Annotated in this window: 8 protein-coding genes; 7 read left to right on the top strand and 1 reads right to left on the bottom strand. The window is 71.7% G+C overall.

Features of this window, described 5'->3' with window-relative positions; genetic code table 11:
- The first annotated feature begins 81 nt into the window (after positions 1-81).
- Together ACTOWL_RS37275 and cobD are read left to right on the top strand one after the other, a co-directional pair.
- A complete protein-coding gene (locus ACTOWL_RS37275) occupies positions 82-1,515 on the top strand; it encodes a cobyrinate a,c-diamide synthase (protein ID WP_441326364.1) in 1,434 nt (477 codons plus the stop codon).
- Positions 1,512-2,498, top strand: a complete 987-nt coding sequence (cobD, locus tag ACTOWL_RS37270) for a threonine-phosphate decarboxylase CobD (protein WP_441326363.1) — start codon at positions 1,512-1,514, stop codon at positions 2,496-2,498. The genes ACTOWL_RS37275 and cobD overlap by 4 nt, the downstream gene beginning before the upstream one ends.
- Here cobD and ACTOWL_RS37265 read toward each other — a convergent pair.
- Positions 2,495-2,989: a GNAT family N-acetyltransferase gene (locus ACTOWL_RS37265; RefSeq protein WP_441326362.1), complete on the bottom strand. Its 495-nt coding sequence runs from the start codon at positions 2,987-2,989 to the stop codon at positions 2,495-2,497. The genes cobD and ACTOWL_RS37265 overlap by 4 nt on opposite strands.
- 284 nt (positions 2,990-3,273) lie before the next feature.
- Between ACTOWL_RS37265 and ACTOWL_RS37260 the strand changes: the two genes are divergently transcribed.
- From ACTOWL_RS37260 to ACTOWL_RS37240, 5 genes are all read left to right on the top strand, one after another.
- On the top strand, positions 3,274-4,464 hold the full coding sequence (locus ACTOWL_RS37260; protein WP_441326361.1) for an ABC transporter substrate-binding protein: 1,191 nt from the start codon (positions 3,274-3,276) through the stop codon (positions 4,462-4,464).
- A 204-nt stretch (positions 4,465-4,668) separates the two neighbouring features.
- Positions 4,669-5,592, top strand: a complete 924-nt coding sequence (locus ACTOWL_RS37255; RefSeq protein WP_441326360.1) for a branched-chain amino acid ABC transporter permease — start codon at positions 4,669-4,671, stop codon at positions 5,590-5,592.
- On the top strand, positions 5,582-6,208 hold the full coding sequence (locus tag ACTOWL_RS37250) for a branched-chain amino acid ABC transporter permease (protein ID WP_441326359.1): 627 nt from the start codon (positions 5,582-5,584) through the stop codon (positions 6,206-6,208). Before ACTOWL_RS37255 ends, ACTOWL_RS37250 begins: the two co-directional genes overlap by 11 nt.
- Before the next feature lie 7 nt (positions 6,209-6,215).
- Positions 6,216-6,563 carry an ABC transporter permease subunit gene (locus ACTOWL_RS37245; protein WP_441326358.1) on the top strand — a complete coding sequence of 116 codons (348 nt, stop codon included), beginning with the start codon at positions 6,216-6,218 and terminating at the stop codon, positions 6,561-6,563.
- Positions 6,556-7,380, top strand: a complete 825-nt coding sequence (locus tag ACTOWL_RS37240; protein ID WP_441326357.1) for an ABC transporter ATP-binding protein — start codon at positions 6,556-6,558, stop codon at positions 7,378-7,380. Before ACTOWL_RS37245 ends, ACTOWL_RS37240 begins: the two co-directional genes overlap by 8 nt.
- Positions 7,381-7,423 lie beyond the last annotated feature (43 nt).

Below are 7,423 nucleotides of genomic sequence, written 5' to 3'. Positions count from 1 at the left end.
CTCCTTGGGGAGAGGTCGAAATCGCGCAGCGATTTCGGGTGAGGGGGCGAGCGCGGTCCTTCCGACGGCAGCGCCCTAGCCATGCCCGCCCTGATGATCGCGGCGCCGGCCTCCGGCAGCGGCAAGACGGTGGTGACGCTCGGCCTGCTGCGGCACCTGCGCGACTGCGGCGTGACCGTGGCCTCGGCCAAGTCCGGGCCGGACTACATCGACCCCGCCTTCCACGCCGCGGCGAGCGGCCGGCCCTGCGTCAACCTCGACGCCTGGGCGATGCGGCCGGAGACGCTGGACGCGCTGGCGGCACGGCAGGCGGAAGGCGCCGATCTCCTGATCGTCGAGGCGGCAATGGGGCTGTTCGACGGCGCACCCGGTCCCGGTTCGGCCGGGGACGGCTCGGCTGCCGACCTTGTCGCCCGCTTCGGCTGGCCGGTGGTGCTGGTGCTGGATTCCGGTGGCCAGGGTTTTTCCGCCGCCGCGGTGCTGGCCGGCTTCAAGGCCTTCCGCGCCGACGTGCGGATCGCCGGGGTGATCTTCAACCGGGTCGGCAGCCCCCGGCACGAGGCGATCCTGCGCCGGGCCGCGGGCCATGCCGGCCTGCCGGTGCTCGGTCTGGTGCCGCGGCTGCCGGTCCTGGCGCTGCCGTCCCGCCATCTCGGCCTGGTCCAGGCCGTCGAGCACGCGGCGCTGGAGGTCTTCCTGGCCGCGGCCGGAGAGACGGTCGGGGCCGGGGTGGATGTGGAGGTCCTGCGCCACGTCTGTTTCGCGACACAGGAAGAAATCCTCCCCCTCCCCTTGCGGGAGGGGGTAGGGGGAGGGGGCTCGGGCCGAAAGAACAGGCACGGCCTGCGCTCTTCGATCGACAAACCCCTCCCCCTTCCCCCCTCCCGCAAGGGGAGGGGGAGTGTTGATAGATTCGCCCTCCCACCCCTCGGCCAGCGCATCGCCGTGGCGCAGGACACGGCCTTTGCCTTCGCCTACCCGCATCTCCTGGCCGCCTGGCGCGAGGCGGGAGCGGAAATCCTGCCGTTCTCGCCGCTGGCCGACGAGGCTCCGGACGCCTCCGCCGACGCGGTCTACCTCCCCGGCGGCTATCCCGAGCTCCGGGCCGGCCGGCTGGCGGGCAGCCGCCGCTTCCTCGACGGGCTGCGCGCGGCAGCCGGGCAGGGCCGGGCGATCTACGGCGAATGCGGTGGCTACATGGTGCTCGGCACCGGCCTCACCGACGCCGAGGGGCAGCGCCACGCCATGGCCGGGCTGCTGCCGGTCGAGACCTCCTTCGCCGAGCGCAAGCTGCATCTCGGCTATCGCCGTGCCGCGCTGGCCGCCGCGACGCCGCTCGGCGCCGCCGGCACAGCCTGGCGCGGCCACGAGTTCCACTACGCCTCGATCCTGTCCGAAGGACCGGGCGACGCGCTGTTCGAGGCCTGGGATGCGGAGGGCGCGCCGCTCGGCCGCCTCGGCCGCCGCGCCGGCTCCGTCTTCGGCTCCTTCTTCCACCTGATCGACCGGGTATGAGCATGGTTCCGCATGGCGGCGATCTGGCCGCCGCCGAGGCCCGCTGGGGCGGCCCCGCCGAGGGCTGGCTCGACCTCTCCACCGGCATCAACCCGATGCCCTATCCGATCCCGGCGATCGATCCCGCCGCGTGGCACCGGCTGCCGCAGCACGACCGGCTGCGCGAGCTGCTGGTGACTGCACGGTCCTGTTACGGTGCCCCGGTGGACGCCCCGATCGTCGCCGCGCCCGGCACCCAGATCCTGATCCAACTGCTGCCGCGGCTACGCCCCGGCGCCCGGGTGGCAATCCTGGGCCCAACCTATGGCGAGCACGCCGCCTGCTGGGCCGCCGAGGGCGCGGCGGTGGCGACCGTCGACTCGCTCGAGGAGGCCGCGGCGGCCGAGGTCGTGGTGCTGGTCAACCCGAACAATCCGGACGGCCGAATCGTCGACTCCGAACGCCTGCTGGCTCTGGCCGATGACCTGGCGGCGCGCGGCGGCCTGCTGGTGGTCGACGAGGCCTTTGCCGAGGTGACGCCCCGGGCCAGCCTCGCGCCCGAGGCCGGACGCCCCGGCCTGTTGATTCTCCGATCGTTCGGTAAATTCTTCGGCCTGGCCGGAATCCGCCTCGGCTTCGCCCTGGGCGCGGCGGCGGAGATCGACCGGCTGGCGCGGCTGCTCGGCCCCTGGGCGGTGCCGGGGCCGGCGATCGAGATCGGCATCACGGCCTTGTCGGACCGGGGCTGGCAGGACGAGACGCGGGCGCGCCTGTCGGCCGCTGCCGGCCGGCTCGCCGATCTGCTCACCGCTCGCGGTTTCGCCGATCGCGGTGGCACCGACCTGTTCCGGCTGGTGGATCATCCGGAGGCGGCGCGGCTCTGGGACCGTCTCGGCCGTGCCGGCATCCTGGTCCGGCCGTTCCCGGACCGGCCGACGCTGCTGCGCTTCGGCCTGCCGGGCGGCGAGGACGGCTTCGCCCGGCTCGCCGCCGTGCTCGGCTAGAGGCTTCGCAGTCGCGCCATCAGGTAGCTGTCGACATAGGCGCCGTCGCGATAGGCATAGGCGCGCTCGCAGCCTTCGATCTCGAAGCCGAACTTCTCGTACAGGGCGATCGCCGGCACGTTGTCGGTCCAGACCCCGAGCTCGAGCCGCTTCAGGTTCAGCCAGTTGTCGGCGGTGTCGAGCAGCGCCGCCATCAGCCCGGTGCCGATGCCCTGGCGGTGGAAATCGTCATGCACGCCGATGGTCAGGGCGCCGGTGTGGGCGCGCCGGCCCTTGCCGGGCTGCAGCAGGGCCCGGCCGACCACCCGGCCCCCGACCACCGCGGCGATGTGGACATCGTCCGCCGGCGCCGATTCGAGCCGCTTCCGCACCTCCTCCCCGGACTGGAAGGGCAGCCGCAGCGTGCCCCAGCGATAGCGGGGCTGGACCTGCATCTCGGCGACGTCGGACCAGTCCTCGACCCGTAGCGCCCGCAGGGTGAACTCGATCATGGGGTCGGATCTTTCGGTTCCGGCACGTCGGGCCGCGGCCAGGCCGTGACCATGCCGCCGACCGGCAGCATCGCGGAGGGGAGGCGGTGAGTCTTCGATTCCGGCATAGGCCCGACCATAGTCCTGCCCGCCGGAGCCGCAACCCCGGCCCTGAATCTGTTTTAACCTTAAAGCATTTCGTGATTAGATGGGTCCAATCGCTTCCGCCCGACGGAGGCGCGTGAAAGACTGGCGGCGCGATCGGCGGCCACAGCCGGCGCGGCGGAAAAACGGGGGAGAGCATCATGGCGAGACGCGTTCCGGCCCTGCTGGCGGCTGTCCTTATGACAACGGGGCTGATGACGGCGGCCCTGCCGCTCGGCGCGCAGGCCGAGGAGGGCAAGCTCAAGGTCGGCTTCATGGCCACGCTCTCCGGCCCGCCGGCGGCGCTGGGCCAGCACATGCGCGACGGCTTCCAGCTCGGGGTCAAGGAGCTGAGCGGGCAGCTCGGCGGCCTGCCGACCGAGGTGGTGGTCGAGGATGACGAGCTGAAGCCCGACATCGCCGTCAACAAGGTCCGCAAGCTGCTGGAGAGCGACCAGGTCGACATCGTCGTCGGCGTCGTCTTCTCCAACGTCATGATGGCGATCGCCAAGCCGGTGACCGACGCCGAGAAGATCCTGATCAGCCCCAATGCCGGGCCGTCGCCGCTGGCCGGCAAGGGCTGCAGCCCGTATTTCTTCTCGGTCTCCTACCAGAACGACCAGAACCACGAGGTCATGGGCAAATACGCCCAGGACAAGGGCTGGGCCAAGGTCGCCCTCATCGCCCCGAACTACCAGGCCGGCAAGGACGCGTTGGCCGGCTTCAAGCGCCACTACAAGGGCGAGGTGGTCGAGGAGATCTACACCCAGGTCAACCAGCAGGACTTCTCGGCCGAGCTGGCGAAGATCGCTGCAGCCGAGCCGCAGGCGGTGTTCACGTTCATGCCCGGCGGCTCCGGCGTCAACCTGGTGCGGCAGTACCGCCAGGCCGGCCTGGCCGACCGCATCCCGTTCCTGTCCGCCTTCACCGTCGACGAGACGACGCTGCCGGCCACCAAGGACGCGGCCCTCGGTCTCTACGCCGGGGCGAACTGGGCGCCGAACCTCGACAACCCCGCCAACAAGGCCTTCGTCGCCGCCTTCGAGACCGAATACGGCTACGCGCCGGCGCTGTACGCCGCCAACGGCTATGACGCGGCCAGGCTGATCGACGCCGCCATCCGCCAGGCCGGCGGCAAGACCGACGCGGAGGCGCTGAAGACCGCGATCCGCGACGCGAAATGGACCAGCGTCCGCGGCGACTTCGCCTGGAACAAGAACAACTTCCCGATCCAGGACTTCTACCTGACCGAGGTGGTGAAGCGCGACGACGGCAAGATCGTCACCAGCCGGGTCGAGACCGTGTTCTCGCATTACGGCGACGCCTACGCCGACCAGTGCTCGATGGATTGAGGCAGGGATAGCAGGCCGGTTCGTGATGGCGAGACCCTGCCGACCCTCACCCGGACGTCCTGGCGGACGTCCGACCTCTCCCGCCACGCGGGAGAGGCAAAAGGGGCTCCATGGATACTTACCTCTCCCGCTTGCGGGAGAGGTCGGGCTCGCGCAGCGAGACCGGGTGAGGGGCGGCGCGGCCATGCCGCGCCTGGCGAAGCCATGAGCACCACCCTCCTGGTCGTCCAGGCCCTGAACGGGCTGCAGCTCGGCGTGCTCTTGTTCCTGATCGCCGCCGGGCTGACGCTGGTCTTCGGGGTGATGGACTTTATCAACCTGGCGCATGGCGTGCAGTACATGCTGGGCGCCTATTTCGCGGTCGCCTTCTACGGGCTGACCGGACACTTCCTGCTCGCCCTGCTGCTGGCGCTGGCGGCGGCGCTGCTGCTCGGCCTGCTGCTCGAGGTGCTGGTGTTCCGGCACCTCTACGGCCGCAGCCATCTCGACCAGGTGCTGGCCACCTTCGGGCTGATCCTGTTCTTCAACGAGGCGGTGCGGGCGCTGTGGGGCTCGTCGCCGCTGAGCATTCCGATGCCGGAGGCGCTGTCGGGGTCGATCGCGCTGATGCCGGGGCTGCTGTACCCGGTCTATCGTCTCGCCGTGCTGGCGGCCGGGCTCGGCGTCGCCCTGCTGCTGTGGCTGCTGATCGCGCGCACCCGGATCGGCATGCGCGTCCGGGCCGGGGCCAGCAATGCCGACATGGTCTCGGCGCTGGGCGTCAACATCCGCCGGCTGTTCATGATCGTGTTCGGCGTCGGCACCATGCTGGCGGGCTTCGCCGGCGCCCTGGCCGGGCCGATCTTCGCGGTCGAGCCGAACATGGGCGACAACTTCCTGATCCTGGCCTTCGTCGTCATCGTCATCGGCGGCATCGGCTCGATCAAGGGCGCCTTCATGGCGTCGCTGCTGGTCGGCCTGGTCGACACGCTCGGCCGGTCCTTCGCCACCGACCTGTTCCGCCTGGTGCTGGCGCCCGCCGCGGCCAACCAGGTCGGGCCGGCGCTGGCCTCGATGCTGATCTACCTGCTGATGGCCGTGATCCTGTTCTGGCGCCCGGCCGGGCTGTTCCCCGCCCATGGCCAGTGACGCCATGACCGGGGCGGCGACCCCAGGCCCCTCGGCGCTGCGCTCGGTCTGGCCGGCGCTGCTGATCTTCGCCGTGCTGGCGCTGGTGCCGGTGGTGGCGCCGCTGCTCGGCGGCACCTATCCGCTGACCGTCGCCGGCCGGATCATGATCTTCGCCATCGCCGCGGTCAGCCTCGACCTGATCCTCGGCTATGGCGGGCTGGTCTCCTTCGGCCATGCCGCCTTCATCGGCCTCGGCGCCTATGCCGTCGGCATCCTGATGGATGCGGGGCTGGAGGAGGGGCTGGTGCTGCTTCCGGCGGCGATGCTGGCGGCGGCGGTCTTCGCGCTGCTGACCGGCGCGGTCTCGCTGAAGACCCGCGGCGTGCACTACATCATGATCACCCTGGCCTTCGGCCAGATGGCCTATTTCACCATGACCAGCCTGTCCGCCTATGGCGGCGACGACGGGCTGACCCTGTGGTCGCGGCCGCTGGTGGCCGGCTTTAATTGGCTGAACGACCGGTCAGCCTTCTACTATGCGGTGCTGGTCCTGCTGGTCGGTGCCTGGGCGCTGTGCCGCGCCGTCACCCGGTCGCGCTTCGGCCGGGTGCTGCGCGGGCTGCCGCGAGGATGAGGAGCGGATGCGCGCCCTCGGCTACGACCCCTTCGCCTATCGCCTCGCCGCCACCGTCATCGCCGGGGCGATCGCCGCGCTGGCCGGGGCGCTGCTGGCGATCCAGGCGGAGTTCGTCAGCCCGGCCTACATGTCCTGGCAGCGCTCCGGTGAGCTGATCGTGATGGTGGTGCTGGGCGGCATCGGCAGCCTGCACGGCGCCATCGTCGGCGCCGCCGCCTTCCTGCTGGCCGAAGAGCTGCTGTCCGGCGTCACCGAACATTGGCGGCTGATCTTCGGGCCGCTTTTGATCCTGGTGGTGCTGTTCCTGCGCGGCGGGCTGGGCGGCCTGCTGGGGAAGGTGCGGCATGACTGATCCGGTGCTGGCCGTCGACGGCCTGTGCAAGCGCTTCGGCGCGCTGACCGTCACCGACGGCGTCGGCTTCGACGTCCGGCTCGGCGAGATCCACGCCCTGATCGGCCCGAACGGCGCCGGCAAGACCACGCTGATCCAGCAGATCTGCGGCCGCCTGGTGCCCGATGCCGGCACCATCCGCTTCCTCGGCGAGGACATCACCCGCCTGCCGACGCATCGCCGAGCCCAGCGCGGCCTGGCGAGAACCTTCCAGATCACCCGGCTGCTACCCGGCTTCACCACGCTGCAGAACGTGGCGACGGCGGTGCAGCGCCGGCGCGGCTCCAGCTTCCGCTTCGTCCGGCCGGTCGGCCGCGACCGGGAGATCGACGCGGCGGCCCGGGCACTGCTGCAGCGCACCGGCCTCGGCGGCCGGGCCGAGGTGCCGGCGGCGGCGCTGAGCCATGGCGAGAAGCGGCAGCTCGAGCTCGCCATGGCCCTGGCGCTGGAGCCGAAGCTGCTGGTGCTGGACGAGCCGATGGCCGGCACCGGGCGCGAGGAGACGGCGCGGCTGGTCGAGCTGCTGCGCAGCCTGGCTGGCACGCTGCCGATGATCCTGGTCGAGCACGACATGAGCGCGGTCTTCGCCCTGGCCGACCGCATCTCGGTGCTGGGCGATGGCCGTGACATCGCCCCCGGCACGCCGGCGGCGCGCCGGGCCAGCCCGGCGGGCCGCGCCGCCGCGCGCGGCGAGGAGGCGGCGGGACCGCGCTCCGGGCGCGCGAGGGGCGGGCGGCCGGCGCGGGCGGCGCCCCGGGGCTGGGCGGCGGCGCCCTGACCGTGGCGGCGGGGGAGAGCGCGACCCTGCGCGGCCGCCCCGG

The sequence above is a fragment of the Inquilinus sp. CA228 genome, from assembly GCF_052078665.1.
In the GTDB taxonomy this organism is placed as follows: domain Bacteria; phylum Pseudomonadota; class Alphaproteobacteria; order DSM-16000; family Inquilinaceae; genus Inquilinus.
Note: the sequence above shows the minus strand (reverse complement) of the source record. Positions and strands in the feature narration are given on the sequence as shown.

Coding starts and splice junctions, on each gene's coding strand:
- ACTOWL_RS37245 (WP_441326358.1), top strand. CDS start 6,216: ATGCGCGCCCTCGGCTACGACCCCTTCGCCTATCGCCTCGCCGCCACC.
- ACTOWL_RS37265 (WP_441326362.1), bottom strand. CDS start 2,989: ATGATCGAGTTCACCCTGCGGGCGCTACGGGTCGAGGACTGGTCCGAC.
- cobD (WP_441326363.1), top strand. CDS start 1,512: ATGAGCATGGTTCCGCATGGCGGCGATCTGGCCGCCGCCGAGGCCCGC.
- ACTOWL_RS37275 (WP_441326364.1), top strand. CDS start 82: ATGCCCGCCCTGATGATCGCGGCGCCGGCCTCCGGCAGCGGCAAGACG.
- ACTOWL_RS37260 (WP_441326361.1), top strand. CDS start 3,274: ATGGCGAGACGCGTTCCGGCCCTGCTGGCGGCTGTCCTTATGACAACG.
- ACTOWL_RS37250 (WP_441326359.1), top strand. CDS start 5,582: ATGGCCAGTGACGCCATGACCGGGGCGGCGACCCCAGGCCCCTCGGCG.
- ACTOWL_RS37240 (WP_441326357.1), top strand. CDS start 6,556: ATGACTGATCCGGTGCTGGCCGTCGACGGCCTGTGCAAGCGCTTCGGC.
- ACTOWL_RS37255 (WP_441326360.1), top strand. CDS start 4,669: ATGAGCACCACCCTCCTGGTCGTCCAGGCCCTGAACGGGCTGCAGCTC.